The sequence below is a fragment of the Stenotrophomonas sp. YJH_SMC_119 genome (assembly GCF_059368315.1).
In genome coordinates this window covers 115,281-141,494 of record NZ_JCAFRP010000004.1, presented here as the reverse complement: position 1 = coordinate 141,494, position 26,214 = coordinate 115,281, and the positions used below count along the sequence as shown (strand labels likewise).

The following is a 26,214-nucleotide window of genomic DNA, read 5'->3' as shown; positions in this document are numbered from 1 at the left end:
AGATCCATGAAATCGATCTGCGTGTACTGTGGTTCCAACGCTGGCAGCAAGCCGGCCTACACCGAACGCGCCATTGCCCTGGGTGACCGCATCGCCCGCGACGGCCTGCGCCTGGTGTATGGCGGCGGCAACGTCGGCCTGATGGGAACCGTGGCCAATGCCGTGCTCGCCGCTGGCGGCGAGGTGACCGGCGTGATCCCGCGCCAGCTGGCCGACTGGGAAGTGGCCCACCGTGGCCTGACCGAACTGGAGATCGTCGGTTCGATGCATGAGCGCAAGTCGCGCATGTTCGATCTTGCCGACGGTTTCGTCGCCCTGCCCGGCGGCTTCGGCACCATGGAAGAGATCTTCGAGATGCTGACCTGGCGCCAGCTGGGCATCGGCAACAAGCCATGCGCATTCCTCGATGTGGACGGCTTCTACGCCCCGCTGATCGGCATGATCGACCGCATGGTGGAAGAACGCTTCCTGCATCCGGACCAGCGCCAGGACCTGTGGTACGGCTCGGACATCGAAGAGATGCTGGAGTGGATGAAGAACTACCAGCCGGCCCAGGCCTCGAAGTGGATCGACGAGAAGCGCCGCGCCGCCCTGCGATGATGCGGCTGCACGCGGTGGCTCAGCCCGCCGCGTGCGCCCACGGCGCGGGCCGCCCCAGCAGGTAGCCCTGGCCGTAGTCGCAGCCCAGTTCACGCAGGGTTTGCCGCTGCGCGTCGGTCTCGATGCCTTCGCCGATGGTCTCAATGCCCAGCGTGCGCGCCAGCGACAGCACGCCTTCCACCAGCGCCCGCGTACTCTGCACTTCCGGACCGTGCAGGCCAGCGATGAAGCTCTGGTCGATCTTCAGCGTGCTGATCGGGAAACGGTGGAGGTAGGACAGCGCGGAGAACCCGGTACCGAAATCGTCCAGCTGCACCTGGATGCCGCGCTCGCGCAGGCCCTGCAGGATACGCAGCGTGTGCGGGCCGTCGTCCAGCAACGCCACCTCGGTGATTTCCAGGCGCAGCCGGCGCGGATCGGCACCACAGCTGTCGAGCAGGCCGAACAGGCGATCACTGAACTCTGCCGAGCGGAAATGCCGGGGCGATACGTTCACCGAGACGTAGCCTTCGCCTCCCCGTGCCAGCCCCGCGATGACCTGCTCGTAGATCAGCCAGTCCACCTGTTCGATCAGGCCGCTCTCTTCACCCAGCTCCAGGAACGCGCCGGGCAGCAGCAGGCCACGGCGCTCATGCTGCCAGCGCAGCAGCGCCTCGTGACCGACCACTTCGCCGTCGGACAAGCGCACGATCGGCTGGTAGAACGGCACGAAATCGCGGTTGTTGATCGCACGGCGCAGGTCGGCTTCCAGGTCCAGGCTGCGCATGGCTTCTTCGCGCATGTCCTCGTCGAAGATCGCACAGCGGTCATGGCCCTGCGCCTTGGCCCGGTACATGGCCGCATCCGCATCGCGCAGCAGCTCTTCTCCGGTGCGGTAGCGCGGATTCCACAGGGCAATGCCCAGGCTGCCGGACGGAAACAGTTCGCGCCCGGCGATCCACATCGATTCCTGCAACGCCAGCAGCAGCCGCTGGCCGAAATCCAGTGCCTGCGCCAGGCCCTGCGGGCACTGCAGCAGCACAGCGAACTCATCACCGCCGAGCCGGGCCACCACATCTTCGGCACCTGCCATCGACACGATGCGCTTGGCCACTTCCACCAGCATGCGGTCGCCGGCGGCATGGCCGATGCTGTCGTTGACCAGCTTGAAGCGGTCCAGATCGAGGAACAGCACGGCGAACACCGGTCCGCCCTCACGCTTGGCCAGCGCCAGTGAATCCTGCAGGCGATCCAGCAGGTGCAGGCGGTTGGGCAGGCCGGTCAGCGCATCGTGCATGGCCTGGTGGGTCAGGCGCTGCTCGGCACGCAGGCGCTCACCGATCTGCCCAAGCAGCTTTTCGTTGACCTCGGCCAGTTCGCGGGTGCGTTCCTCAACGCGCTTTTCCAGCTCGGCATGTGCCGAACGCAGCCGCTGCTGGTCGCGCTGGCGCGCAAGCCCGGTTCCGATGTTCTGCGCAACGAAGGTCAGCAGCCGCTGATCGTGCACGCTGAACGTGCTGTTCTCGCTGTAGCTCTGCACCACGATCGCACCCACCACCTCATCGTCGCGCAGCAACGGCACGCCCAGCCAGCAATGGGAGCGCGCACCTGACTCGCGCACTTCACCACTGGCCAGCAGCGCATCGATCTGCGCGCGTGACGCCAGCAGCGGGCGCCGGTTGCGCACCACGTATTCGGTCAGGCCCCGGCTGAACGGCCGTGGCGCGCGGCTGGCATTGTGCTCGTCCACCGAATACACGAAGTCCAGGCCGTTGCCGGCCGGGTTGACCAGGGCGATGTAGAAATTGCGTGCGTCGAGCAGGCGCCCGACCACCCCATGCACCTGACCATAGAACTGGTCCAGGCTGTCGGCAGACATCGCCATCTCGGCGATGTTGTACAGCGCGGTCTGCAACTGTTCGGCACGGCGACGCTCTGCCACCTCATCCTGCAGGCTGCGGTTGGCGCGCTGCAGTTCCTGGGTGCGCCGCGCCACCTGCTGCTCCAGCCGCACCTGCGCCTGGCGCCGGTCCATCGCGGTCTGTACGTGCTGCGCAACGAAGCCCAGCAATGCGCGCTCGGCCTCGCCATAGCGGGCTGCCTGTTCATAGCTCTGAACCACGATGGCGCCGCAGACGCGGCCGTCCCGCAGCATCGGCACGCCCAGCCAGTCCAGGCTTTCGGGCCCACGCTGCGGGTCGTGCTCCTGTTCCATCACCTGCGCCAGCAGCCTGCGCGAGGGACCACTGAGCGGCTTGCCATGGCGCAACAGCGCCACGGTCAGGCTGCGCGGCATCTCGCTGGCGTCATGGCTCTGCGTGGGATCGGCGACGAAGTCATCGACCTGATCGGCGAAGTACAGGAAGCGTATCTGGTCGCGCACATCGTCGTATTCCACGATGTAGCAGTTCTCGGCATACATCAGCGTGCCCAGCACACCATGCACGTGGCGCAGCATCTCGGGCATTTCCAGGTCGGCACCGGCCAGATCTGCAATCTGGAACAGGGCCTGCTGCAGCCGTTCGGCCTCTTCCAGTGCCTTGATCTGGCCGGCCTGGCGGCCGCGCTGCAGCGCCAGCTCCATCGCCTGCCGGGCCAGCCCCCACCACGCGGGTGAAGGCACCGCGCCCGCAACCGACAGCAGCAGCCGCGCACCGTCATACTCCCAGCCGTGCTGGCCATCGCCGGTGGCGGGCTCCACGGACGCAGCGCTGTCAATCGCAGGCAAGGGCCAGCCCCCTCGGCCACTCCCCAGCTGCGGGTCGTCCCAGCCAACGCGGACCACGGCCGTTTCCGGCAAAAGCGCATGCAACGCGCGCACCAGCGCCGTGCTCAACACGGCCTCGTGTAGTGGCTCTTCCGCCGATTCAGCATGCGTGGACAAATGACAATCTCTTGGCGCCGTCTGTGCGTCGCCTCCCCTGAGCCGCCGAGCATAGCGCGCCACCCGGGGGGCAATGGAAGCCCGTAAACCCCGAATCGTGCGCCCGTACGTTTTTCGTGCTGTCCGTAGCTGCTTCCATGCCATGAACCTCTCCCTGCCCGCCCCTGCCACCGGCTATGCGCCACCGCCTGCAGGCCTTACCCTGTACGCCGTGGAAGCCAGCGCACTGCCAACCGATGAAGCCTTGATGCTGGCCTGGGCCGGTGGCGACCTGCGCGCGTTCGAAAGCCTGTATGGGCGCCACCGCAAGCGCCTGTTCGGCTTCCTGCTGCGGCAACTGCGCGACACCGCGCTGGCCGAGGAGATCTTCCAGGACGTCTGGCAGCGGGTGATCAGCGCCCGTGCCGGGTGGCAACCGGACGCGGCGTTCAGCACCTGGCTGTTCCGCATCGCCCACAACCGCCTGAACGACCATTGGCGCGCCGCCCGCCACCGCCCGGCTGCCCCGGCCGATGCCGATCTGCGCCTGGCCGCGATCGAGGATGGGCAGACCCCGGAAGGCGAGCTTTCCGAATTCGAACAACGTCGCCGCATCCAGCTGGCGATGGAACAACTGCCGCCTGAGCAGCGCGAAGTGCTGCAACTGCGGCTGGATCAGGAACTGAGCCTGGAGGAGATCGGCCAGATCACCGGCGTAGGCCGGGAAACCGTGAAATCGCGGCTGCGCTATGCGATGGACAAGCTGCGTGCGGGATTGAACGCATGAACCGAGACGAACCGCTGACGCCGGAAGAACGCGAGCTGGCCCGGCTGCTCGGCCGTCGCGCCGAGCAGGCTCCGCCCGCCGCACTGGACGCTGCCATCCTGGCCGCAGCCCGCGCTGCCGTGGACGCGCCGGCGGCCGATGCGGTCGCCTCTCCCGAGGCGCCGCGCACGCAGCGCACACGCCCGCGTTGGCCGGCGGTGTTCGGCATCGCCGCCTCGATGGTGTTTGCCATCGGCATCGCCTGGCAGCTGCGTCCGGAACCGCCGCCGGTTCCGGCCGGTGAGGCCGCTGTTGCTGCGGCACCGGCAGCGGCAGAAGACGTTGCGGCTGCCGATCAGGCCGCTGACCGCAGTGCAGCCGACAGCGCTGTGGCGGCCGCCCAACCAAGCGCTGCGCCCGCAGCACCCGAGGCCGCCCCTGTTGCCGCTGCCCCGGCACCGTCCATCGCACGCGCGCCCGAGCCGGCGCCGGCCGAAACCGCTGAAGCGCCGGCCCAGGCTGCACGATCGATGGCTGCGGATGCGGCCGCCGATACCGCCTTTGCGGCCCTCCCGCCGGCGCCGACGGCAGCACCGGCAGCGCCGGCAGCAGCGCCGCCTGCGCCACCGGCACCCGCCGCCTACTCGGCACCTGCACCGGCATTCGCGCCGGCAGCGTCCGGGGCACTGAAAGCACGCACGGCCGCGGCACCTGCACCGGCAGCCAATGCCGCCGAGGTCGAGCGGGCGGAGGCGCTGGATCGGGTGGAGATCACCTCGATGAAGCGTGAGGCTCCCAGCCGTTCGGCTCCGGGCATCATGCGCCGCGGCAGCGATGCGGGCCTGAGCGCGGATACCGTGCAGGCCGAGGTGGACGCCGACGCGCGCCTGCCACGCCGGCAGTGGCTGCAGAAAATCCGCGAGCGCCGTGACCAGGACCAGCGCGACCTCGCCCGCGCCAGCCTGGAGCGCTACATCCAGCAATATCCGGAAGCGCGCCTGCCGCGCGACCTGCGCCCGCTGCTGGACGACTGAAACGGGCGGGGGTACCCGGCAACACCGTAGAATGGCGGGAATGCTCGATACCCTCGCCCAGCCCGTCAGCCACACGCTGGAAGTCAAACACAGCCGTTTCATCGCCCATGCCGCGCCGATCGACGGCGCCCCCGCAGCGCTGGCGTTCCTGCAACAGGTTGCCGTGGCCGACGCCACGCACAACTGCTGGGCCTACCGGCATGGCCAGGACTACCGCTCCAGCGATGATGGCGAGCCGGCAGGCACCGCCGGGCGGCCGATCCTGGCCGCGATCGACGGGCAGGGCTTCGACCGGGTGATGGTGGTGGTGACGCGCTGGTTCGGTGGCATCAAGCTCGGCGCCGGCGGCCTGGTCCGGGCGTACGGTGGCGCCGCCGCAGAATGCCTGCGCACCGCGCCGCGGCTGGCGCTGGTCGCCATGGCACGGCTGCAGCTGCAGGCCGGCTTCGAAGACCTGGGCACCCTGCATGCGGCCCTTCCGGGGTTCGGCGCGGAGAAGCGCGATGAACAGTTCGACGCGAACGGGGTGTGCCTGCGGGTCGAATTGCCGGCCGATCAGGTCGACGCATTGAAAATCCGCCTGCGCGACGCCACTCGTGACCGTATCCGCATAGAAGACGACCACCAGGATGACTGACAAGGACGGCGCCCCCGCCTCGCCCCCGCCGCTGCGCCGCCTTGGCAGCCTGCGCACGCTATGGCCGTTCGTGCGCCGCCACAGTGGCCTGTTCACCGCCTGGCTGATGGCCCTGGCGGTGTCTTCGGCGGCCACGCTGAGCCTGCCGCCGGCGGTCAAGCAGATGATCGACCATGGCTTCAGCAGCGGCGGCCAGATCAACCGTGCCTTCGCCCTGCTGATGCTGGTGGCCGTGGTGCTGGCCCTGGCCACCGCCGCGCGCTTCTACTTCGTGTCGCTGCTGGGCGAAAAGGTCGTGGCTGACCTGCGCAGCCGCCTCTACGCACACCTCATCCAGCTCGGTGCCGGCTTCCATGACCGCAGCCGCAGCGGTGAGCTGGTCTCGCGCCTGACCGCCGACAGTGAGCTGCTGCGCAGCGTGGTCGGCTCGACCATGTCGGTGGCATTGCGCAGCAGCGTCACGGTGGTCGGCAGCCTGGCGATGCTGTTCGTCACCAGCCCGCGGCTGGCGGCGTGGTCGCTGCTGGGTATTCCGCTTGCGGTATTGCCGATCATCATCGGTGCGCGCAAGCTGCGCACCGTCGCGCGCAGCAGCCAGGACCGCATCGCCGATGCGAACAGCCTGGCCAGCGAGACCCTGGGCGCCGTAAGGACGGTGCAGGCGCATGCACGCGAACCCTACGAGCGCGGCCGCTTCGACCATGCACTGGGCGATGCCATCAAGGCCGCCCGCCGCCGCATCGGTGCGCAGTCGCTGGTCACCGCCAGCGCCATCCTGCTGGTGTTCGGCGCCATCGTCGGCGTGCTGTGGCTGGGCGCGCACGATGTCATCGACGGCCGCCTCAGCGCAGGCACCCTTGGCCAGTTCGTGCTGTACGCGCTGATCGGTGGTGGCTCGGTCGGTGCGCTGGCCGAAGTCTGGAACGAACTGCAGCGCGCGGCCGGCGGCATGGGCCGCATCGGCGAACTGCTGCAGGAAGACATCGAGATCCGCGCGCCGGCGCAGCCGCACGTGCTGCCGCAGCCGCTGCGGGGCGAGATCCGGTTCGACGACGTGGTGTTCCATTACCCGCAGCGGCCAGACCAGGCGGCGCTGGACCATTTCAGCCTGCACGTGCGCCCGGGCGAGACCGTGGCCCTGGTTGGCCCGTCCGGCGCAGGCAAGAGCACGGTGCTGTCGATGCTGCTGCGCTTCCACGATCCGGCCAGTGGCCGCATCTGCGTGGATGGCATCGACGTGCGCCAGGTCGACCCGGCCGAACTGCGCGGACAGCTGGCGCTGGTTCCGCAGCAGCCGACGCTGTTTGCCGCCAGTGCGCGCGACAACATCCGCTATGGCCGCCTGCAGGCCAGCGACAGCGAGGTGGAAGATGCCGCACGCGCCGCCGAGGCGGACGGATTCCTGCGCGCGTTGCCGCAGGGCTATGACAGTGAACTGGGCGAGCGCGGCGCCCGCCTGTCCGGTGGCCAGCAGCAGCGTGTGGCGATTGCCCGCGCACTGCTGAGGGATGCGCCGATCCTGCTGCTGGACGAAGCCACCAGCGCGTTGGACGCGCAGAGCGAGCACAGCGTGCAGCAAGCGCTGGAACGCCTGATGGCGGGCCGCACCACGCTGGTCATTGCCCACCGTCTGGCCACCGTGCTCAAGGCCGACCGCATCGTGGTGATGGACCAGGGCCGCATCGTCGCCGAGGGCACGCACGCGCAACTGCTGGCCGAAGGCGGACTGTACGCTGAACTTGCACGCCTGCAGTTCATCGATTGATGACGTCCGCCTAACATCGGCGCGGCCAAGCTGGCCGCGCAACAGCAGCATCCGCTGAAGGAGGTGCACGATGTCGTTCCGTCAGTTCCCCGCCATCGACAGCAACGGCGAAAGCCACATCATCATCGAGTTCAAGCCCGAGGCGAATGGCAGCGGGCACCATTCCGAAGCCACGCCACGCTACGAACTGGATGATGGACGGCCGCTGGTACGCGACGGCCGCGAGTTCACCACCAGTGGCGGTGAGCTGAGGCTGACGATCTGAGGTTCGCCGGGCATGGCCCGGCGCCACCGGATTTCGTACCGCTCCGCTCTGGTGCGTGTCGACCTTGGTCGACACGCTTTTTGCCAAAGGCGGTCGAGCATGGCTCGAACCTACAAAAAGCGTGATCAATTTTTGACCAAGCATCTTGACAGCCTTTGCTACCAAGGGCTGAGCGAGGTTATCCACACCTTTGCTCAGAAATCATCCACACCGCCTGTGGATGAATGTGCTCAGCCCAGCACCCGCCCGATGCCGCTGGCGTGCACTTCGGCGGCCGCGCGACTGATCGCCCCCGGATCGCTGCCGGCCACGAACCCGATCCGGAAATGCACTTCGCCGCCAGGCGTGCGCGAGGAATGGATCGAGGCCAGGCTGATGCGGTGCTGCTCGAACACGTTCAGCAGCTCACGCAGTGAGCCCGGCCGGTCTTCCGGCAGGTGCACCGACAACGCATTGCGCTCGGTCAGGTCAGCCAGCAGATAGCCCACGCGTTCAAAGGTGTAGTTGCCCTCGGCCAGTGCCTGCTCGCCGAAGGCACTGCGGTTGGCCGACAGCAGCTGCTCACGGAATGCATTGCGTGCAGTGTCGTCGCCCTGTCCGACCTGGGCCTGCAGGGCCTGCAGCTGGCCGACCAAGCGCTCCAGCATCGGCGCCACGTACGGGTTGCCGAACTGGATGTCCTCGTAGATCGCGGGGTTCAGCGACAGGATGCGCGAGATGATCGCCGTATCCAGTTCGAACGATGCCGACCGGTACGGCATCATCGCGGCCAGGTCGCCCAGCTGCGGCTGATACTGGCGCAGCACGCCGGCCTGGGCCAGGTGGGTGGCATGCACCATCGCCTGTACCAGCGCCATCATCTGGTCGTGATGCTGTGGCGTGGCCCGCACGCACTCAGCCTGCAGCGCCGTGCACAGCGAATCGACCCATGGCTGCCAGTGCCGCAGCCGCGCTTCGCAGACCACCATCACCCGGCCCTTCAGTGTCGGCGCTTTCGGTGGCGCGGTCATCGGGTGCAGCCCGACCACCTCGGCCTGCGAGGCCAGCATCGCCTGCACCGGTGCCTCCTTCACCGAGGTCACGTCCAGCCACAGCCGGTCCTGCTCGCGGCCGGCCGACTGCCGCACGTACTCGGCGATCAACGCGGGCGTATGCCGGATCGGCGCCGAGAACACCAGCACATCGGCCTGCGCGAGCAGCTGTTCCGGCGTATGCGAGCCCGGATCAGCCGGATCATGGCCGATTACCCGCAACTGCATGTGCTGCTGGAAGAAGCGGGTCAGCCAGCGCCCGTAGGCGCCTGCACTTCCGACGATGCCGACCGTGCGCGGCGTGCGTTCGAGCAAGCCACTCATGCCACGCGTTCGGCGCGGAAGCGCGTCCCCTCGGCCAACGCGGCAGGCGCTGCAGCGATCACGTCGAATTCTTCGAAGCCGTTGTCCAGGGTCGCCTCCAGGGCCGCATGGGTGCCGGCAATCGCACGCGAGATCGCCTGCTGCATCGATTCGCCGCGCAGCAGGAACGACACCACCAGCGACATCAGCACATCACCCGTACCAGCCACGTCCACCGGCAGCAGGGGCGAGGTCCAGCGCCAGCTCTCCTCGCGGCCGACAGCCAGGGTCACCAGTTCACCCGGGGTGCCGCCCACGCTGTGCGCGATCACCCAGTGCGGGCCACGATCCAGCAGCGTGCGTGCGGCGGCGATGGCATCGGCCTCGGCGAGCGCCGGCATACCGGTGAGGCGATTGAGTTCAAAGGCGTTCGGGGTCACCAGCCAGGCATGCGGCAGCAGGCGATCGGCGAAGATCGCTTCCAGGCCCGGTTCCACGTAGGGGCCGGTGTGGGTATCACCAATCACCGGATCCAGGCAGTAACGCAGCTGCGGGCAGGCCGGCAGGATGTCATCCAGCCAGTCGGCGAAGGCCGCACCGTTGGCGGTGCTGCCGAAGTAGCCGGACACCAGCATCTTCGCCCGCTGCGGCAGGCCGCGCTCGTGGGTGCCCAGCAGCAGGTCGGCGAACCAGTCGGCGGGCAGCACGCGACCGCGCGTGGTGTCGTAGAACGGCGCGTTGCTGAGCAACACGGTCGGAATTTCTGCTACGCGCACGCCGAGAGCGCGCATCGGCGGCACGGCGGCGCTGTTGCCGGCGTGGCCGTAGACAAGTTGCGACTGGACCGAGATGACATCGATCGGCGACGGGCCGTCGGGCCGCTGGCGGCGGCCGTGGACCAGGTGGTTATCAAGGGATTCGCTCATGGCCGCATTCTACGCTCAAGGGGGTTTTCGGCAGGGCTTGCAGCCCTGCGCCTGCAGAATCAACGTCAACATCAAAAGCCAGAGCGGGCTATCCGTGGGATGGCGGGGCGGTGTCGGAGTGCGGGGACGCCGCAAGTACGTCCTTGTAGGCTTGGCAGCGGCACCCATGCCGCTGACACCCCGCACGCCGACACCGCCCCGCCTTCGACAGTTGGCCGACAGCTGCTGGTGGGTGCCGACCGTTGGTCGGCACATCTGTCGGATACCGAATGATTCGTCCACGCATGGCGTGGCTCTACTGGCAACTGCGGCTGTTGGTAGGTGTCGTCCGTTGATCGACACGTCTGTCAAATATCGATATCCGACCCCGTGCCGACCAACGGTCGGCACCCACCAAAGCAGAACGCTGTTCCGACAGATCGCGGAAAACGGCGCGACCGAGCTACATGGACGTACTTGCAGTGTCCCCCTCAACCGACCCCACCCCGCCAATCCACGGATAGCGCGCTTCGGCTGTTGCCGTTGCCTCTGCGGGTGCAGGGCTGCAAGCCCTGCAAACCAAAACCCCTCAGTGAACAGCAGGCCGCGACGGCGGCAGCCACGCCGCCACGATGCCGAGCAGCGGCAGGAACGCAGTCAACTGGTAGACGTACTCAATGCTGGTCTTGTCCGCCAGCAGGCCGAGCACGGCAGCACCCAGCCCGCCCATGCCGAAGGCGAAGCCGAAGAACAGGCCGGACACCATGCCGATGCGGTGCGGCATCATCTCCTGCGCATAGACCACGATGGCCGAGAACGCCGAGGACAGCACGAAACCGATCAGCACCGCCAGCACCGTGGTCCAGAACAGATCCGCATGCGGCAGCATCAGGGCGAACGGGGCAACGCCCAGGATCGAGGTCCAGATGATCGGCTTGCGGCCGATGCGGTCACCCAGCGGGCCGCCGAGGAAGCCGCCGGCGGCGGACGCCACCAGGAATGCGAACAGATGCAGCTGCGCCTGCGCCACCGGAATGCCGAAGTGGTGGATCAGGTAGAAGGTGAAGTAGCTGCCGATGCTGGCCATGTAGAAGTACTTGCTGAAGATCAGCACCAGCAGGATCGCCAGCACCTTGGCCACGGTGCGCGAGGGATGGCGCGGCGCCATCGAGGCGGTGCTGGCCGGGCGCGGGGTGCCCAGGTGCAGCGCATACCAGCGGCCGACATAGGTCAGCAGTGCAATGCCGATCAGCGCGGCGCCGGCAAACCACGACGCGGCATGCTGGCCATGCGGCACGATCACGGCTGCAGCAATCAGTGGACCGAGCGCGGTACCGAAATTGCCACCCACCTGGAACACCGACTGCGCGAAGCCATGGCGGCCACCCGAGGCCAGCCGCGCAATGCGCGATGCTTCCGGATGGAAAATGGCCGAACCAATGCCGACCATCGCCGCAGCCATCAGCACCACCGCATAGTTCGGCGCGAAGCCGAGCAGCAGCATGCCGCACAGGGTCGAGGCCATGCCGATCGGCAGCGAGTACGGCGCCGGGCGACGGTCGGTGGCGGCGCCAACCAGTGGCTGGAAGATCGAAGCGGTCAGCTGGTAGGTCAGCGTGATCAGGCCGATCTGGGTGAAGCTCAGGTTGAAGCCGCCCTTGATCACTGGATAGATGGCCAGGATCAGCGACTGCATCATGTCGTTGACGACATGCGAGGTGGAGATGGCGGCCAGCACGCCGGGAGCCACCGGGCGTGAGGTCGTTGCGGGAGAAGCCAAGGTCGACATGGACACAGTCAGGTTGGGGGCGAGCCACGCATGCTACGGTGGGCCCCCACTCCCTTCTGCCGCGTTCGGGTCATGGCCTATCGCAAAAAGGACATTGCCGGCGATGTCGACCCGGCTGCGCCGTGGCGTGATGTGCCACTGCATCGTCCGGTCACCTACCGGGTTACCCAGTACCCGGCAGGCACCCATATCGCAGGCCACAAGCACCAGCGCCACCAGCTGGTCTATGCCATCTCGGGGCTGATGGTGGTGCGCTCGGAAGTCGGTCGCTGGGTCGTGCCCTCCACCCGTGCGATCTGGATGCCGGCGGGCATGGTGCACGCGGTGGACTGCATTGCCGCCGTGCACATGCGCAGCCTGTACATCGATCCGTCGTTCGCCCCGCAGTTGCCGGCCGAACCGTTCGCGGTACAGGTGGCACCGCTGCTGCGCGAACTGCTGCAGGCAGCCACCCTGATCAAGGGCGAGCACATCGAAGACAGCCGCGATGGCCGCATGGTGCGCCTGCTGCTGGACGAACTGCATCGCATGGACGTGCTGCCGCTGCACCTGCCCTCGCCCACCGACCCGCGCCTGCAGCGGATCTGCCAGCACATCCAGAAGCACCCCGGCGACGACGCCACGCTGCAGGACTGGGCACAGGCGCTGGAAGTTGACGTGAAAACCATCCAGCGCCACTTCGCCCACGAGCTGGGCATGACCTTCGGGCAGTGGCGACAGCAGGCGCGACTGCTGGCCGCATTGGAGCGGCTGGCGGTCGGCGACAAGGTCATCGATGTCGCGCTGGCGATGGGCTACGACAGCCCCAGCGCGTTCACCAGCATGTTCAAGCGCCAGCTGGGGCAGACGCCGGCGGCGTTTTTCCGCTGATCGCAAACGAGAACGCCGGGCATGGCCCGGCGCTACCGTTCAACACTTGCGTTGAAAACTCAGGACGTCATCCGGTCCCAGAAGCCCTTCACGCCATCCATGAAGGTGGCCGACTTCGGCGAATGCTTGCGTGCTTCCTCGCCGACGAAGGTGGCTTCGAACTGTTCCAGCAGCTTGCGCTGCTCAGGGGTGAGGTTGACCGGAGTCTCCACCACCACGCGGCAGTACAGGTCGCCCTCGCTGCGGCTGCGCACCGAACGCACGCCCTTGCCGCGCAGGCGGAACAGCTTGCCGGTCTGGGTCTCGGCCGGAATGCGGATCTCCGCTTCGCCGCCGAGGGTCGCCACGCGCACGGTGTCACCCAGTGCCGCCTGCGAGATGCGGATCGGCACTTCGCAGTGCAGGTCGTCGCCATCGCGCTGGAAGATCGCATGCTCGCGCACGCGCACTTCCACGTACAGGTCGCCCGGTGGCGTACCGGCCGGACCGGCTTCGCCCTCGCCCTGCAGGCGGATGCGGTCGCCGGTATCGACGCCGGCCGGCACCTTCACCGACAGCACCTTGTCTTCCTCGACACGGCCGTTGCCGTGGCAGGTCTTGCAGGGCTTGGCGATGATCTGGCCACGGCCGCCGCAGTTGTGGCACGCCTGCTGCATGGCGAAGATGCCGCGCTGGATGCGCACCTGGCCGCGGCCATGGCACACATTGCAGGTTTCGACCTTGCCGTCTTCCGAGCCACTGCCATCGCAGTCGCCGCACTCGGCCAGGGTCGGAATCTCGATGCGGCGCTCGACGCCGCGCACGGCTTCTTCCAGGTCCAGCTCCATCACGTAGCCGATATCGGCGCCGCGACGCGCCTGGCGCGGACCACCGCCACCGCCGCCAAAGATGTTGCCGAAGATATCGCCGAAGATATCGTTCATGTCCGGGCCGCCCGGCCCGCCGCCGCCCATGCCGTGCTCGAACGCCGCGTGGCCATGGCTGTCGTACATGCGGCGCTTGTTGCCGTCGGACAGCACTTCGTAGGCTTCCTTGCACTCCTTGAAGGAGGCTTCGGCCGCCGCATCACCCGGGTTGCGGTCCGGGTGGAACTTCATCGCGCAGCGACGGTACGCCTTCTTCAGCTCGTCGTCGGTGGCGGTGCGGGCAACGCCCAGCACTTCGTAATAATCGCGCTTGCTCATATCGTGGATCTGGTTCCGGAAAGTCGGGATTCGTCAAAGCGGAAGAGCGGAACCAGGTCCGCTCTTGCGTCGGGCGCCCCGACACGCCGGTGGGCGGTCAGGACCCTGATGCGACAACGGGACGCTGGTGGCCAGCGTCCCGTGTCGGTCCGGATCAGGACTTCTTGTCGTCCTTGACTTCGGTGAACTCGGCGTCGACCACGTCGTCCTGCGCCTTGCCGGCATTGCCGGCGTCGGCACCCGGGGCACCGCCCTGGTCGGCCGAAGCAGCGGCGAACAGCGACTGGCCGGCTTCTTCCAGCACCTTCGACTTGGCCTCGATCTGTGCCTTGTCGTCACCCTTCATCGCGGTTTCCAGGTCGGCCAGGGCCGCCTCGACCTTGCCGATGACATCGCCGCCGACCTTGCTGCCGTGCTCGGTGATGGCGCTGCGGGTACCGTGGATCAGGGCGTCGGCCTGGTTGCGGGCCTGCACCAGTTCCTGGAACTTCTTGTCTTCTTCGCGGTTGGCTTCCGCGTCGGCGACCATGCGCGCGATCTCTTCCTCGGACAGGCCCGAACCGGCCTTGATCTCGACCTTCTGTTCCTTGTTGGTCTTCTTGTCCTTGGCCGACACGTGCAGGATGCCGTTGGCGTCGATGTCGAAGGACACTTCCACCTGCGGCAGGCCACGCGGGGCCGGCTCGATGCCGGACAGGTCGAACTTGGCCAGCGACTTGTTGAAGCGGGCCTGTTCGCGCTCACCCTGCAGCACGTGCACGGTCACGGCCGACTGGTTGTCCTCGGCGGTGGAGAACACCTGCGAGGCCTTGGTCGGGATGGTGGTGTTCTTCTCGATGATCTTGGTGAACACGCCGCCCATGGTCTCGATGCCCAGCGACAGCGGGGTCACGTCCAGCAGCAGCACGTCCTTGACGTCGCCGCCCAGCACGCCGCCCTGGATCGCAGCACCCAGTGCCACGGCTTCGTCCGGGTTGACGTCCTTGCGCGGTTCCTTGCCGAAGAACTCGGTCACCGCCTGCTGCACCTTCGGCATGCGGGTCTGGCCGCCGACCAGGATCACTTCGCTGATGTCGCTCGAACGCAGGCCGGCATCGTTCAGGGCGACGCGGCACGGCTCGATCGACTTCTTGATCAGGTCGTCCACCAGGGCTTCCAGCTTGGCGCGGGTCAGCTTGATGTTCAGGTGCTTCGGACCCGACGCGTCAGCGGTGACGTACGGCAGGTTCACTTCGGTCTGCTGGGCGCTGGACAGCTCGATCTTGGCGCGCTCGGCAGCATCCTTCAGGCGCTGCAGGGCCAGCGGATCCTTGCGCAGGTCGATGCCCTGGTCCTTGTTGAACTCTTCAACCAGGTACTCGATGACGCGGTTGTCGAAGTCTTCGCCACCCAGGAAGGTGTCGCCGTTGGTGGCCAGCACTTCGAACTGCTTTTCACCGTCGACGTTGGCGATCTCGATCACCGAGACGTCGAAGGTGCCGCCGCCCAGGTCGTACACCACGATCTTGCGATCCTTGTTGTCGCCCTTGTCCAGGCCATAGGCCAGCGCGGCCGCGGTCGGCTCGTTGATGATGCGCTTGACGTCCAGGCCGGCGATGCGGCCGGCGTCCTTGGTTGCCTGGCGCTGGCTGTCGTTGAAGTAGGCCGGCACGGTGATGACCGCTTCGGTGACCTTCTCACCGAGGAAGTCCTCGGCGGTCTTCTTCATCTTTTCCAGCACCTTGGCCGAGATTTCCTGCGGGGCCATCTTCTTGCCGTCGCTGGTGGCCACCCAGGCGTCGCCATTGTCATGGGCCAGGATGCTGTACGGGACGTGCGCGATGTCCTTCTGCACTTCGGCGTCGGTGAACTTGCGGCCGATCAGGCGCTTCACCGCGTAGAAGGTGTTCTTCGGGTTGGTCACGGCCTGGCGCTTGGCCGAGGCGCCGACCAGGACTTCGCCGTCCTTGGTGTAGGCGACGATCGACGGGGTGGTGCGATCGCCTTCCGAATTCTCGATGACGCGGGCCTTGCCGCCGTCCATGATCGCCACGCACGAGTTGGTGGTGCCGAGGTCGATACCAATGATCTTGCCCATGGGGGAGACTCCTGAGGATGCTTGTTGGTGTCAGTCCGGCCGTTCGGCCGGTGGATGAATACGATGTGGGGGAGGCTCGTGGAACATTCAAGCCGTCTCCCGAACGCTGTGTTCAGCGCCTGGAAAACCTTGCCAGGCATGGCCTGGCACAACCGGGACCGGGCAAAGCCCGGCCTGGTCCATCAATCGGCGGCCACCACCACCAGCGCCGGCCGCAGCAGGCGCTCGTTGAGCAGGTAGCCCTTCTGGAACACGGTCACCACGCTGCCCGGGGCGGCGCCCGGCGTCGGCACCTGGCTGATGGCCTGGTGGTGTTCCGGGTTGAACGGCTGGCCGATCGGGTCCAGCAGGACCAGTCCGTTGTCGGCGGCCACCTTCAGCAGCTGCTTGTAGGTCAGCTCCAGGCCTTCGCGCAGCGGGTGCGGTTCGTCGCCGGCGGCCTTCAGGCCGGCATCCAGGCTGTCGAACACGGGGAGCAGATCGCCCAGCAGCTTCTCGTTGGCGAACTTGCGGGCCTGTTCGATGTCACGGGCAACGCGCTTGCGCTGGTTCTCCAGGTCGGCGCGCTCACGCAGGGCATCGGCCTTGACCTGTTCGATTTCGGCGCGCAGGCGCTCGACTTCGTCGTTGACGCCGGCGGTGGCGGCCGCATCGGCGGCACTCTGCTGGGATTCGATATCTGGCTGTTCGTGGTTCATGTCTGGGTCCCTGGCGGTCAATCTCCGCCTCCACCCACCCTAGTGTGGGCGGGATGCTGCGTTTCAAGCGTCGGATGTTCCCGGCGGGCGGCCGGCTGGCGAAAACGCCGCGCCCAGCACATCGGCGGTAGCCTGGACCAGCGGGATCACGCGGTCGTAGGCCATCCGCTTGGGGCCGATCACCCCCAGCACGCCCAGCACCTGACCATTGGCCGTGTAAGGGGCAGTGACCAGCGAGACGCCCTGCAGCGGCATCATCCCGGTCTCCTCGCCGATGAAGATGCGCACGCCGGGCGCCTGGATGGTCCGCTCCAGCAGCTGCAGGATCTCGCGCTTGCTGGAGAACAGCTCGAACAGCTCGCGCAGGCGCTCCAGGTCGGACAGGTCCTGCACCCCCATCAGGCGGGTCTGGCCGGCCACCAGCATGTCGTCGGCCGCCGGCTGCAGGGCCTGCTCGGCCAGCTCGATGCTGTGCGCCAGCAGCTGTTCCAGCTCGGAGCGGGCATCGCGCAGTTCCAGCAGCAGTCGGGTGCGGATCTCGGCCATCGGCAGGCCGGCGAAATGGGCATTGAGGTAGTTCGCGACCTGCTCCAGCTGGCCCGGCGCGAACTCCTGCCGGGTCTCGATGACGCGGTTCTGCACCTCGTTGTCGGCAAACACCAGGATCGCCAGCACCCGGCGCCCGTCCAGCGCCACGAAGTCGATCTGGCGGAAGGCGAACTGCTCGCGTCGCGGCGCGCTGACCACGCCGACGAAGTGGCTCATCGCCGACAACAGCTCCGAGGCGCTGCCGAGCAGGGCCTGGGTGCTGCCGCCGCCAGCCAGTTCCTGGCGCAACCGGGCCAGCTCGCCTTCGCCCGGCGGCTGCATCTGCAGCAGGCTGTCGACGAAGACCCGGTAGCCATGTGCGGTCGGGACGCGCCCGGCGGAGGTGTGCGGCGAGGCCAGCAGCCCCAGGTCTTCCAGGTCACCCAGGATGTTGCGGATGGTGGCCGGACTGACCTCCAGCCCGGCCACGCGCGCCAGCGTCTGCGAGCCGACCGGCTCGCCGTCCTGGATGTAACGCGCGATCAGCGTGCGCAGCAGATGGCGCGCACGCGGGGCAAGCTGGTCGGGAGAACCGTGCATGGAATCAACCTGTGAGACACGGACACTAGATAATGGCGGCGCATCACCTTGGCAAGTCATTGGACCTCCCTCGCCCGCGTGCTAGCGTTGCGCGGCTGCTGATACCCCCTTACCCATGCTCAGACATCTTTCGATCAAGGATTTCGCCGTCGTCCGCGCCACCGAACTGGAGTTCGGGCCAGGCATGACCGTGGTTTCAGGCGAGACCGGCGCCGGCAAGTCGCTGATGGTCGACGCGCTGGGCTTCCTGTCCGGCCTGCGCGCCGACAGCGGCGTGGTCCGCCACGGCGCCGCGCGCGCCGAGCTTTCGGCCGAGTTTGCGCTGGAGCAGCTGCAGGCTGCACGCCAGTGGCTGGCCGACAACGAGCTGGACGACGAGGAGCAGTGCCAGCTGCGCCGGGTCATCCGCGCCGATGGCGGTTCGCGGGCCTGGATCAACGGCCGCCCGGTGACCCTGGCGCAACTGGGCGACCTGGCCTCGCTGCTGGTGGAGATCCACGGACAGCACGAACAGCAGGCCCTGCTGACACGCCCGTCGCAGCTGGCCCTGCTCGACGCCTATGCGCGCAACGAGAACGAACGCCGCCAGGTGCGACGCGCCGCCGCGGCCTGGCAGGCATTGGTCGATGAATCGCTGGCGCTGTCGCAACAGGGCGACGTCAGTGACCGGATCGGCTTCCTGGAGCATCAGCTGCGCGAGCTGGACCGTGAAGACCTGGAGCCGGAGTCGATTGCCGCACTCGGCGCCAGCCACCGCCGCCAGGCCCATGCCAGCGCCCTGCTGAGCGCCTGCCAGGCCGCCAGCAACCAGCTCAACGGCGACGACGGAAACTCCGCGCTGGACCTGCTGCAGCAGGTGCGCCACGAGCTGTCGCGCCTGATCGAGCACGACCCGCGCCTGGGCGAGGTGGATGGCCTGATCGAGAACGCTTCGATCCAGCTGCACGAAGCCCTGTCGCTGCTGGATCGGGTGCATGACGACCTCGACGCCGACCCGGAACAGTTCGAGGAGAACGAGCGCCGCCTCGGCCGTCTGCACGACCTGGCCCGCAAGCACCGCGTGCCGATGGACGAGCTGGGTGCGCAGCGCGAGCGCATGCACGCCGAAGTGGAACAGCTGCGCGGCGCCGACGAACGCCTGCAGCGCCTGGCCGGCGAGATCGACAAGGCCGCCGCCGCCTGGCGCGCACAGGCCGAAGTGCTGACCGCCAGCCGTCGCAGCGCTGCTGCCGAGCTGTCGGCCACCACCACTGGCATCATCGCCGAGCTGGGCATGGGCGGCGGCCAGTTCCTGATCGAGCTGGAACCGCAGGACGCCGGCAAGCCCGACCCGCAGGGCGCCGAGCGCGTGGAATTCCTGGTCGCAGCCAATGCCGGCCAGCCGCCGCGCGCCCTGCGCAAGGTGGCCTCCGGCGGCGAACTGTCACGCATCTCGCTGGCCATCGAAGTGGCCGCGCTGGACCTGGATGCCGTACCGACCATGGTGTTCGACGAAGTCGACTCCGGCATCGGCGGCGCGGTAGCCGACATCGTCGGCCAGAAGCTGCGCGCGCTCGGCGAGAAGCGCCAGGTGCTGTGCGTGACCCACCTGCCGCAGGTTGCCTCCAAGGGCCATGCCCATTACCGGGTCAGCAAGGCCCCGGTGGAAGGCATGACCCAGAGCGCCGTGGAAAAGCTGGACAGCAAGGCGCGCGAGGAAGAGCTGGCGCGCATGCTCGGCGGCGTGGAAGTGAGCAAGGAAGCGCGCGCCGCCGCGCGCAAGCTGCTGCAGGCCTGAGGCCGGCAGAGCAGAGCGTGGGCCCGGCTTCCGCACGGTAGTGCCGGCCGCTGGCCGGCAACCGATGCGAGGGGTCGAAGATCGCGAGGTTGCCGGCCGGCGCCCGGCACTACCCCCGTGGCTGCGTCAGGTCGACGTTCTCCACCAGGAAATCAAGAAACGCGCGCACCCGCAGCGGCAGGTAGCCGCCCTGCCCCAGGAACACCGCGTGCACCTCTTCCAGGTCACCGGGGTTGGCCTCTTCCAGCACCGGCAGCAGGCGCCCGGCGGCAATATCCTGCTGCACCTGGAATGCTGCCAGCCGCGCCATGCCCAACCCACCCAGCACCAGCTGGCGCAGCGCATCGCCGTTGCTGGCGCGCGCGTTGCCACTGGGCAGCAGCATGCGTTCGCGCCCGTCCTGCAGCAGCGGCCAGCCCTGCATCGCGCGCGCATGGCCGATATCCAGCCGGTTGTGCGACTGCAGCTCCTCGGCAGTGCGTGGCAGCCCGTGCCGCTGCGCGTAGGCCGGTGCAGCCACGATCATCATCCGCGTCGCGCCCAGCCGCCGCGCCACCAGGCTCGAGCTCTTCAGCGGACCGGCCCGCACCGCCACGTCGGTGCGCTGCTCCAGCAGGTCGATCACCTCGTCGTTGAGGGTCAGGTCCACGCCTACCTGCGGATTGCGCTGCAGGAACGCCGGCAGCAACGGCAACAGGAAATGCTGGCCGAACGGCACGTTGGAATTGACCCGCAGGCGTCCACGCGGCTCGGCGTGAGCACTGGCACAGCGCTCGGCCTCGTCCAGGTCGGCCAGCACGCGCAGGCCGCGCTCGTAGAACGCGCAGCCCTCCGGAGTCAGCTGCAGCTGGCGGGTGGAACGCTGCAGCAGGCGCGTCCCCAGCCGTTGTTCCAGTCTCGCCACCAGCTTGCTGACCGCCGACGGGGTCATCTCCAACGTTCGGGCGGCTGCGGAAAAGCCCCCGGTCTCGATCACCCGCACGAACACTTCCAGTTCGCCGGATCGGTTGATGTCGGAGCGCGCCATGGCAATGAATCCAGTTCACAGATGATTGTCCATGCGCAGTCTAGTTCACAGATGAGTACGGAATCACCATGGCCTTCCCTCCACCCGGGATTGCCCGATGAATCGCTTCAGCCAGCTCGTCACCACCGCATTGATCGGCCTGTCCAGTGCCGCCAGCGCCGCCCCTGCGCCACACTGGGTCGCCAGCTGGCAGGCCAGCCCGCAACCGGTCTGGGGCCCGGAATTCCTGTTTCCGACCCTGGTCCCGGCTGCACTGCAGGACCAGACCTTCCGCCAGACGGCACGTATCAGCCTGGGCGGGTCTCGGCTGCGGGTGCGGCTGAGCAATGCCTACGGCACCCAACCACTGCGGATCGGGGCGGCGAGCGTGGCCGCCCGGGCGGGGGACACCCCGCAGCCGCTCAGTTTCGAAGGCCAGCCCGGGGTACTGATCGGCCCCGGGCAGGAACGGCTGAGCGATCCGCTGCCACTGACCACGGCTGACCGGCAGGCGCTGCAGGTCAGCGTCTTCGTGCCGGGGCCGATGCCGGTGCAGACGTTCCATTGGGAGGGCAGGCAGACCAGTTGGATTGCGCCTGGCGACCAGAGCCAGGCCCAGGCACTGAGCGGGGCCAGCAGCACCACGGCCCGCCTGTTCCTGGCCGGCATCGAGGTCGAGGCGCCGACCAGCGCACGCAGCGTGGTGGTGATCGGCGATTCGATCACCGACGGCGCCACCGCCAGCCTCGACCAGGACCAGCGCTGGACCGACCATCTGGCCGCGCGTTTGGCACCGCGGGGCATCGCCGTGGTCAATGCCGGCATCTCCGGTGGCCGCCTCTTGCACGACGGCATGGGGGAATCCGCGCTCGCCCGCTTCCAACGCGATGCACTGGATCAGCCTGGCGTGTCCAGCGTGATCGTGCTGGTTGGCATCAATGACATCAGCTGGCCCGGCACCGCCTTCGCGCGCAAGCAGGCGCGGCCCACGCTTGCCGAGCTGCAGGCGGGCTACCGCGCCCTGGCCGAACAGGCCCATCGGCGGGGTCTACGCATCCTCGGCGCCACCCTGATGCCGTTCGCCGGCGCCCTGCCCGGCACGCCGCTGGACGACTACCACCACCCGGACAAGGACGCCCTGCGCAGCCAGCTCAATGCCTGGCTGCGCACCGACGGGCCGTTCGACGCGGTGATCGACCTGGACGCGGCCCTGCGCGATCCGGCCGATCCGTCACGGATGGCCGCCGCCTACGATTCCGGCGACCACCTGCATCCGGGTGATGCGGGGAACCGGGCGATGGCCGAGGCGGTGGATCTGGAGGTCCTGCTGGGTCGCAAGGGGTCAGGGCCTGTTCCCTTCAGGAAAGGGCCCTGACCCCAGCAACGAAAAACCCCGGGCAGGCCCGGGGTTTCGTCGCATCTGGCTGGCTGGATCGGCTTACTTGCGCTTCTTGCGCACGTACAGCACCAGCGAGTGCTCTTCCAGTTCGTAGCCGTGGTCGGCTGCGATCTTGCGCTGCAGCTCCTCGATCTCATGGCTCTCGAACTCGATGATCTTGCCGCTGTCCACGTCGACCATGTGGTCGTGGTGGCCGCCACGGTCAAGCTCGTAGACCGCCTGGCCGCCCTCGAAATTGTGCTTGAGCACGAGGCCGGCGGCCTCGAACTGGGTCAGCACCCGGTACACCGTCGCCAGGCCGATCTCGTCGCCATGCTCCAGCAGCTGGCGGTAGATGTCTTCGGCGGTCATGTGGTGCTGGGCATTGCGCTGCTCGAGCAGCGCCAGGATCCGCATCCGCGGATGGGTCACCTTCAGGCCGACTTTACGCAGGTCGTGGGTTTCCATAGGTCTCCGTTCATTGGCGATTTAGCGCCAGCTGCCTCGGATTGGGTCGCGGTGGCACGCCGGGAGTGTATCATCGGTTTGATTTCCCCAACCGCCAGTCCCGATGCGCAATCTCCTGTTGGTCGCCGCCGTCGCCCTGTCCACCACCGGGTGCGGCATCATCTACAAGCAACCCATCTATCAGGGCAACCTGATCCGGGAAGATGCCGTGGCCAAGCTGCAGGTCGGGCAGAGCAAGCAGCAGGTCACCGCGCTGCTGGGCACCCCGTCCATTCCCGATCCGTTCCACGCCCAGCGCTGGGACTACACCTCCAGCCAGCGGGTGAACCGCCTGGGACGTACTGAAGTGAAGAACTTCGTGGTGTTCTTCGAGAATGACACCGTGACCCGTTGGGAAGGCGATTACTTCCCGGGCAACGACAAGGCCCTGGCCCAGCAGACCGTGCGCCAGTTCGGCCGCAACCTGCCGAAGGACAAGAAGAAGAAGGGCCGCTGAGGCCCTGCCCGTCCCCACGGACGGGTTGCGGGCATCAACCGCCGAGCGCGCGTCGCCGGCGGTTGTCCTTGGGGTCGGCCAGCAACGGGCGTAGCAGCTCAATGCGGTCACCCTCCAGCAACACCTGCTGCGGGCGCGCCAGTACGCCATGCACGGCCACGGCCGGGCATCGGTCACTGCCTTCCAGCGCGGCGGCGGCAATGGCATCGGCCACGGTCGCGCCCTCGTCCAGCTGCAGCCGGCGCGACAGCACCTGCTGCGGCCAGGCCAGCACCACCTCGACCTCGATCATCGCTCAGGCCTCGTCGGCGACGCGGACGAAATCATTGACCATCCGATCGGCCAGACCCTGGAAGCCGATCGCCAGGGCCGGCCCCAGCAGGCGCGAGCTGGGCTCGAATTCCAGGGTCAGGGTGACCTTGCAGGCGTCCTCGGCCAGCGCATGGAATTCCCAGCGGCCGTGCAACTGCTTGAACGGGCCATCGCGCAGCTGCATGTCGATGCTGTGCGGGCGCTGCAGGGTGTTTTCGGTCTGGAACCAGGTGCTGAACGAACCCAGGCCCAGGTCCAGGCGCGCCACCAGCCGGTCCTCGCCCTGCTCCAGGATCTGGGCAGCCGAGCACCAGCGGAAGCGGCGCGGATAGGCCTGGACATCGTTGACCAGGTCGAACATGCGCGCGGACGAATGTTCGACCAGGGCGCTGCGGCGGATAGTAGGCATGAATACAGGGCGTTTCGGCAATCGACCGGGCGGGCCCGAATCGGAGACAATACGGAAATGAGCAAGAACAGCGGCAAGGATAAAGCAAAGAGCGCGACGGCCAACAAGACCATCGCGTTGAACAAGCGTGCCCGCCACGAGTACCACATCGAAGAACGCTTCGAGGCCGGCCTGGCACTGCAGGGCTGGGAGGTGAAGTCGATCCGCGCTGGCCGCGGCAACATCATCGATGCCTACGCCTACGTGAAGCACGGCGAGATCTTCCTGATCGGCGCCCAGATCACCCCGTTGATCCAGGCCTCCACCCACGTGGTGGCCAACGACCGGCGCGAGCGCAAGCTGCTGCTGCACCGGAGCGAGATCGACAAGCTGGTCGGCAAGGTCGAGCGCGATGGCTACACGATCGTGCCCACCGCGATGTACTGGAGCAAGAACAAGATCAAGCTCGAAGTCGCGCTGGCCAAGGGCAAGCAGACCCACGACAAGCGCGATGCCGCCAAGGACCGCGACTGGGCGATCGAGAAGCAGCGCGTGATGCGTCGCGGCAACCGCGACGCGTAAGGCCGCAGCGCATCACCTGTAAAGCCGGGCCATGCTCGGCTGTCTTGGTCTTCTGTAGAGCCGAGCCATGCTCGGCTTCGGTAAGAAAAGCAGTCGAGCATGGCTCGACGCTACAAAAGGCGGGTCACCCCGCCAGCATGCCCTGCCCGCGCATGCGCGGCGCCAGCGCCGCGTGCATCACCGCCAGGTGCATCACCACCGCCAGTTCCGGCGCGTAGCGGTCATCGCCTTCCCGCCACTGCTGGGCCAGCTGCGCGGCATCATCGGGCAGCAACGACAGCAACTGGGCATCATCCAGCGCATCGGCGGCGCCCTGCAGCTGGCGCGCCAACTGCCGCGACTGCCACACGTGCACGCCAATACTGAGACTGGCCAGCGACATCAGGACCACGGCCAGCCCGTGCTCGAACCACTGCGACAGTACTTCCGGCCCCCACAGCAGGGCCGCCAGTACGGCCAGGCCCGGTAGGCGCCAGCCGAGCCAATGGATGCGCCCGCGCCGCGACCAGTGCACCACCACCGCGCTGGCGACCAGTGCCGCTGCGGCCGTGGCCGGCAACTCCGTCACCCAGGTGGCCGCCAGCAGCACCGCCAGCACGGCCCAGACCCAGCCGGGCGGCAACGCGCGCCGCTGATAGTCGGCACCGACCGGCCCGATCAGCTGTCGCAGGCTGCGTTGTTGGCTTGCATCGGTCACCCACAGTCTCCGTGTCTGTCCTGGCTCGGATGGTCGTCGCCAGTGTGTCGCAAATTCGTGCCAATGACGTTACCAATCCGCTATGACGGCGGCTCTACAACGTGTTGTGGATTGCAAAGGTGACTGTTCAGCTGTTTTGCCGTAGCATTGCAACCGTTGGGCAGGCCCTGACCGTGGCAACGCGGGATCGGCCCTGTACCTTGCAGCACTGTAGAAACCGGGGGTGCATTGGTTTCGACGGGGGTTGTGAAGTCGCCTGGCGCATGCCGAGGGGGTAGCTTTCCTCGTAAATCCAGCTGCAAAACTCTAGTTGCCAACGACGACAACTACGCTCTGGCCGCTTAAGGCCTAAGCCTCGAAACCGCTTGTGTCCATGCTCGCGGTGTAGAGTCACTATCATGGAATCGCGCTGGGTGGCTGCCTGTCAGTCCGGCACTAGAACACAACAGGCTGGTTCCCGGATGCGCTTTGCACGCCGTGCTGTTCGGGGACGAGATCCAACGGTGAGCTAAGCATGTAGTGCTGGGGATGGAGTGCCTTCGGACGGCGGTTCAATTCCGCCCACCTCCACCATCTGTATGGCCTGTCGAGGCCGCAAGAAGCCGGATCTCCCGTCAATGGAGTTCCGGCTTTTTTGTGCCTGCACGTCGCGCAGGACGCGTGGCGCATAATCGGGATGACACCTCCACACTGCAGCCCCACCCCGCGACCGCCAGAAGGATCTGCCATGAAAGCTGCTCTCACGATTTCCGTACTCCTTACCGCCCTCGCCGCAACCCCAGCCACCCACGCCGCGGCACCGGCCATCGCGCCCCCCGGCACCGCCACGCTGGAAGCCCTGCTGGCCTGCAAGGCCGGCTCGGACTTCAGCGAGGCCGACGCCATCGATGCACTGCAGGCCGCTGGCCTGGCCAGGAAACCGGGTGGCACCTTCGAGCCGGAGGACAAGCCGGTCGCCCTGCTCGGCGGTACCGTCACCAGTGCCGATGTGAACGTGGCCGAGGGCGAGAAGAGCCTCTTCGTCTACTTGAACGGCGTTGACGCCACGCATCTGGCCAAAGCGTGGTCAGTGAACACGGTCAACGAACACGCCGACACGGAGGAACCTTCATACGTGAAGACCATCGACAAGCGCCACACCCTGCACGTGATCGCAGGCGATGACTACGAAGGCTATTCCGCTGCCGTGAAGTGCCAGATTTCTCGATAACGGGTG

General features: G+C 67.4%; 25 protein-coding genes and 1 other RNA gene. 13 read left to right on the top strand and 13 right to left on the bottom strand.

The features are described 5' to 3' along the window. The first annotated feature begins 6 nt into the window (after positions 1 to 6). A complete protein-coding gene (locus AC5P6S_RS08245) occupies positions 7 to 600 on the top strand; it encodes an LOG family protein (RefSeq protein ID WP_005409253.1) in 594 nt (197 codons plus the stop codon). Between the two features lie 19 nt (positions 601 to 619). On the opposite strand, the gene AC5P6S_RS08240 is transcribed toward AC5P6S_RS08245, so the two are convergent. Next, positions 620 to 3,418 carry a bifunctional diguanylate cyclase/phosphodiesterase gene (locus AC5P6S_RS08240; protein ID WP_224119423.1) on the bottom strand — a complete coding sequence of 933 codons (2,799 nt, stop codon included), beginning with the start codon at positions 3,416 to 3,418 and terminating at the stop codon, positions 620 to 622. A 292-nt stretch (positions 3,419 to 3,710) separates the two neighbouring features. On the opposite strand from AC5P6S_RS08240, the gene AC5P6S_RS08235 reads away from it, so the two are divergent. The 5 genes from AC5P6S_RS08235 to AC5P6S_RS08215 all read left to right on the top strand — a co-directional run bounded on the left by AC5P6S_RS08235 (position 3,711) and on the right by AC5P6S_RS08215 (position 7,909). Continuing rightward, complete coding sequence (locus tag AC5P6S_RS08235; RefSeq protein ID WP_229295586.1) at positions 3,711 to 4,229, top strand: RNA polymerase sigma factor; 519 nt, start codon at positions 3,711 to 3,713, stop codon at positions 4,227 to 4,229. Further along, positions 4,226 to 5,242, top strand: coding sequence for a hypothetical protein (locus AC5P6S_RS08230; RefSeq protein ID WP_012479923.1), 1,017 nt, complete (start codon positions 4,226 to 4,228; stop codon positions 5,240 to 5,242). Before AC5P6S_RS08235 ends, AC5P6S_RS08230 begins: the two co-directional genes overlap by 4 nt. Positions 5,243 to 5,282: 40 nt before the next feature. After that, positions 5,283 to 5,879: an IMPACT family protein gene (locus AC5P6S_RS08225; RefSeq protein ID WP_005409249.1), complete on the top strand. Its 597-nt coding sequence runs from the start codon at positions 5,283 to 5,285 to the stop codon at positions 5,877 to 5,879. Beyond that, entirely contained in the window at positions 5,872 to 7,644 is a 1,773-nt protein-coding gene (locus AC5P6S_RS08220; protein ID WP_049395741.1) for an ABC transporter transmembrane domain-containing protein, read from the top strand. Before AC5P6S_RS08225 ends, AC5P6S_RS08220 begins: the two co-directional genes overlap by 8 nt. Before the next feature lie 70 nt (positions 7,645 to 7,714). Then, positions 7,715 to 7,909 carry a hypothetical protein gene (locus AC5P6S_RS08215; protein ID WP_033834407.1) on the top strand — a complete coding sequence of 65 codons (195 nt, stop codon included), beginning with the start codon at positions 7,715 to 7,717 and terminating at the stop codon, positions 7,907 to 7,909. Between the two features lie 230 nt (positions 7,910 to 8,139). Here the strand turns inward: AC5P6S_RS08215 and AC5P6S_RS08210 are convergent, their stop codons facing one another. The 3 genes from AC5P6S_RS08210 to AC5P6S_RS08200 all read right to left on the bottom strand — a co-directional run bounded on the left by AC5P6S_RS08210 (position 8,140) and on the right by AC5P6S_RS08200 (position 11,937). Beyond that, entirely contained in the window at positions 8,140 to 9,264 is a 1,125-nt protein-coding gene (locus tag AC5P6S_RS08210) for a prephenate dehydrogenase (RefSeq protein WP_049395742.1), read from the bottom strand. After that, a complete protein-coding gene (gene pdxY / locus AC5P6S_RS08205) occupies positions 9,261 to 10,169 on the bottom strand; it encodes a pyridoxal kinase (RefSeq protein WP_049395743.1) in 909 nt (302 codons plus the stop codon). Before pdxY ends, AC5P6S_RS08210 begins: the two co-directional genes overlap by 4 nt. 568 nt (positions 10,170 to 10,737) lie before the next feature. Then, complete coding sequence (locus AC5P6S_RS08200; RefSeq protein ID WP_235643323.1) at positions 10,738 to 11,937, bottom strand: MFS transporter; 1,200 nt, start codon at positions 11,935 to 11,937, stop codon at positions 10,738 to 10,740. A 72-nt stretch (positions 11,938 to 12,009) separates the two neighbouring features. On the opposite strand from AC5P6S_RS08200, the gene AC5P6S_RS08195 reads away from it, so the two are divergent. Then, positions 12,010 to 12,807 carry an AraC family transcriptional regulator gene (locus AC5P6S_RS08195; protein WP_235643324.1) on the top strand — a complete coding sequence of 266 codons (798 nt, stop codon included), beginning with the start codon at positions 12,010 to 12,012 and terminating at the stop codon, positions 12,805 to 12,807. Between the two features lie 59 nt (positions 12,808 to 12,866). On the opposite strand, the gene dnaJ is transcribed toward AC5P6S_RS08195, so the two are convergent. From dnaJ to hrcA, 4 genes are all read right to left on the bottom strand, one after another. Then, positions 12,867 to 13,991, bottom strand: coding sequence for a molecular chaperone DnaJ (gene dnaJ, locus AC5P6S_RS08190; protein WP_005409242.1), 1,125 nt, complete (start codon positions 13,989 to 13,991; stop codon positions 12,867 to 12,869). A gap of 154 nt (positions 13,992 to 14,145) precedes the next feature. Beyond that, positions 14,146 to 16,068 carry a molecular chaperone DnaK gene (gene dnaK, locus AC5P6S_RS08185; protein WP_059034049.1) on the bottom strand — a complete coding sequence of 641 codons (1,923 nt, stop codon included), beginning with the start codon at positions 16,066 to 16,068 and terminating at the stop codon, positions 14,146 to 14,148. Positions 16,069 to 16,250: 182 nt separating this feature from the next. Next, complete coding sequence (gene grpE / locus AC5P6S_RS08180; RefSeq protein WP_049460534.1) at positions 16,251 to 16,766, bottom strand: nucleotide exchange factor GrpE; 516 nt, start codon at positions 16,764 to 16,766, stop codon at positions 16,251 to 16,253. Between the two features lie 63 nt (positions 16,767 to 16,829). After that, positions 16,830 to 17,894, bottom strand: a complete 1,065-nt coding sequence (gene hrcA / locus AC5P6S_RS08175) for a heat-inducible transcriptional repressor HrcA (protein ID WP_005409239.1) — start codon at positions 17,892 to 17,894, stop codon at positions 16,830 to 16,832. Positions 17,895 to 18,009: 115 nt separating this feature from the next. On the opposite strand from hrcA, the gene recN reads away from it, so the two are divergent. Then, the gene (gene recN / locus AC5P6S_RS08170; RefSeq protein ID WP_076739238.1) at positions 18,010 to 19,671 is read left to right on the top strand and encodes a DNA repair protein RecN; all 1,662 of its coding nucleotides are present in this window, start codon (positions 18,010 to 18,012) and stop codon (positions 19,669 to 19,671) included. A 109-nt stretch (positions 19,672 to 19,780) separates the two neighbouring features. On the opposite strand, the gene AC5P6S_RS08165 is transcribed toward recN, so the two are convergent. After that, the gene (locus tag AC5P6S_RS08165; protein WP_005409237.1) at positions 19,781 to 20,698 is read right to left on the bottom strand and encodes a LysR family transcriptional regulator; all 918 of its coding nucleotides are present in this window, start codon (positions 20,696 to 20,698) and stop codon (positions 19,781 to 19,783) included. A gap of 97 nt (positions 20,699 to 20,795) precedes the next feature. Here AC5P6S_RS08165 and AC5P6S_RS08160 point away from each other — a divergent pair, with 97 nt between their 5' ends. Next, the gene (locus AC5P6S_RS08160; protein WP_495204558.1) at positions 20,796 to 22,052 is read left to right on the top strand and encodes an SGNH/GDSL hydrolase family protein; all 1,257 of its coding nucleotides are present in this window, start codon (positions 20,796 to 20,798) and stop codon (positions 22,050 to 22,052) included. A gap of 63 nt (positions 22,053 to 22,115) precedes the next feature. Here AC5P6S_RS08160 and fur read toward each other — a convergent pair whose 3' ends face one another. Continuing rightward, complete coding sequence (gene fur / locus AC5P6S_RS08155) at positions 22,116 to 22,523, bottom strand: ferric iron uptake transcriptional regulator (protein WP_005409235.1); 408 nt, start codon at positions 22,521 to 22,523, stop codon at positions 22,116 to 22,118. Positions 22,524 to 22,626: 103 nt separating this feature from the next. On the opposite strand from fur, the gene AC5P6S_RS08150 reads away from it, so the two are divergent. Further along, complete coding sequence (locus tag AC5P6S_RS08150; protein WP_005409234.1) at positions 22,627 to 23,019, top strand: outer membrane protein assembly factor BamE; 393 nt, start codon at positions 22,627 to 22,629, stop codon at positions 23,017 to 23,019. Positions 23,020 to 23,053: 34 nt separating this feature from the next. Here AC5P6S_RS08150 and AC5P6S_RS08145 read toward each other — a convergent pair whose 3' ends face one another. Then, positions 23,054 to 23,311, bottom strand: coding sequence for an RnfH family protein (locus AC5P6S_RS08145; RefSeq protein WP_005409233.1), 258 nt, complete (start codon positions 23,309 to 23,311; stop codon positions 23,054 to 23,056). Between the two features lie 3 nt (positions 23,312 to 23,314). After that, positions 23,315 to 23,740, bottom strand: a complete 426-nt coding sequence (locus tag AC5P6S_RS08140) for a type II toxin-antitoxin system RatA family toxin (RefSeq protein WP_005409232.1) — start codon at positions 23,738 to 23,740, stop codon at positions 23,315 to 23,317. Between the two features lie 57 nt (positions 23,741 to 23,797). Here AC5P6S_RS08140 and smpB point away from each other — a divergent pair, with 57 nt between their 5' ends. Next, positions 23,798 to 24,301 carry an SsrA-binding protein SmpB gene (smpB, locus tag AC5P6S_RS08135; protein ID WP_005409231.1) on the top strand — a complete coding sequence of 168 codons (504 nt, stop codon included), beginning with the start codon at positions 23,798 to 23,800 and terminating at the stop codon, positions 24,299 to 24,301. Positions 24,302 to 24,425: 124 nt separating this feature from the next. Here the strand turns inward: smpB and AC5P6S_RS08130 are convergent, their stop codons facing one another. Then, on the bottom strand, positions 24,426 to 24,998 hold the full coding sequence (locus AC5P6S_RS08130) for a hypothetical protein (RefSeq protein ID WP_495204557.1): 573 nt from the start codon (positions 24,996 to 24,998) through the stop codon (positions 24,426 to 24,428). Positions 24,999 to 25,217: 219 nt separating this feature from the next. Between AC5P6S_RS08130 and ssrA the strand changes: the two genes are divergently transcribed. Together ssrA and AC5P6S_RS08120 are read left to right on the top strand one after the other, a co-directional pair. Beyond that, positions 25,218 to 25,571, top strand: a transfer-messenger RNA (tmRNA) gene (gene ssrA, locus AC5P6S_RS08125). A gap of 154 nt (positions 25,572 to 25,725) precedes the next feature. After that, positions 25,726 to 26,208, top strand: coding sequence for a hypothetical protein (locus AC5P6S_RS08120; RefSeq protein ID WP_044569880.1), 483 nt, complete (start codon positions 25,726 to 25,728; stop codon positions 26,206 to 26,208). Positions 26,209 to 26,214: the final 6 nt, after the last annotated feature.